The organism is Emticicia sp., from assembly GCF_049241225.1.
In the GTDB taxonomy this organism is placed as follows: Bacteria; Bacteroidota; Bacteroidia; order Cytophagales; family Spirosomataceae; genus Emticicia.
This window is the reverse complement of record NZ_JBMLRC010000309.1, coordinates 22855-24185: the sequence shown is the minus strand read 5'-3', so window position 1 is coordinate 24185 and position 1331 is coordinate 22855. Positions and strand designations below refer to the sequence as shown.

Here is a 1331-nt window from a genome sequence, read left to right as displayed (position 1 = left end):
ACTTCTGGTACAAGACTTTCATCGCCACGCTCAAAACTTGCTGCTCCGTGATGCACACCGTCGCTGTAAAGTTCATTAACCGTTGCTGCTCGCCATGCTGAACTGGCATTGGCCATAAAATTCCAACGGGCATTTGGTCGGTAATTTGCTCCGAGTGTACCCGTAAAGTTCTGATTATTTTGCGTATCATTTACCACGCTTCGCTCGCCACGAGGAATCCTGTAAACATTCAGATTTCGGATGTCGTATCTAAAACCACTTTCTATTTCCCAATTATTCCGCACTATTCGCTCAATCAAGAAAAGCCCAGTTGTAAAATTTTTAAAATTCGGAATTAAAACCGTTGAAGAACGTGGCTCGGTGAGTGTGCCTGTGGTAAGATTTTCTTGATAAAGACTATTTAGACCAATCGAACCTGTCAATAATTTCAAGAAAGGTTTGTGTTCAAAAATCAGCTCGCTTGAATATGTCGTCAGTTTAAAAAGCTGCGTAAGGTTTCTATCGCCACGCAAAATATCTACTTCTTTACGGAAATCGTACTGTCTTCCAAGTGTCAGGGAAAGCACACCAAAACGATTTTTTAGGGTATTTTTTACCTTCAATAAATTATGCTGAACATCTTGGTAGGGGCGGTCGATGGCGTAAGTAAATTTTTCTGGCGTATAAATCGGCAGCGGAGTACCACGTTTGATTGCTTCAATCAAATCAGAAACATTACCAATGTGCGAACCCGAGAATACCGCTATTTTTGTATTAAACTGACTAAAGAAAATTTCACTTATCCAGTTTTTTCTTTTATAATCTACTGATAATGAATAGTTTATTTCTTGAATTCCAGTATTTGCCAATCTATAATTGGGTGTTGAAATATCTCCACCACGTTTATAAGTTCCTTGAATTCTATACCCAATCGAGTACGGAATTTGAGAAGTTTTACCAAGTTTTCGTACTCCACCTTGCAAAATTCCAGCATTAGCAGTTTGATTTCCATTCGTGAAATAAACACTATTAATTTCGCCACCGATGGTTGTTGAATCGGGTAGGGCCTCGGGTTCTAGCATGATTACACCCGCAATGGCATCTGAGCCGTAGCGTACGCCCGCTGCACCTTTCAAGACCGTAATTTTTTTAGCCACAAAAGGGTCAATTTCGGGAGCGTGTTCGCTACCCCATTGTTGGCCTTCTTGTCTTACGCCATTATTCATTATCAAAACCCGATTCGAGTGCATTCCGTGAATCACGGGTTTTGTAATCGAACTGCCTGTTTGTAAGGTAGTTACACCCGAAATTTGTTTCAGGGCTTCGCCCAACGATTGCCCACGAGTTTGGTC

1 protein-coding gene is annotated in these 1331 nt (G+C 41.1%); it reads right to left on the bottom strand.

The window, feature by feature from the left end; genetic code table 11:
- On the bottom strand, nt 1-1331 hold a 1331-nt coding region (locus ACOVO2_RS16525; RefSeq protein ID WP_421771041.1), incomplete at both ends, for a TonB-dependent receptor.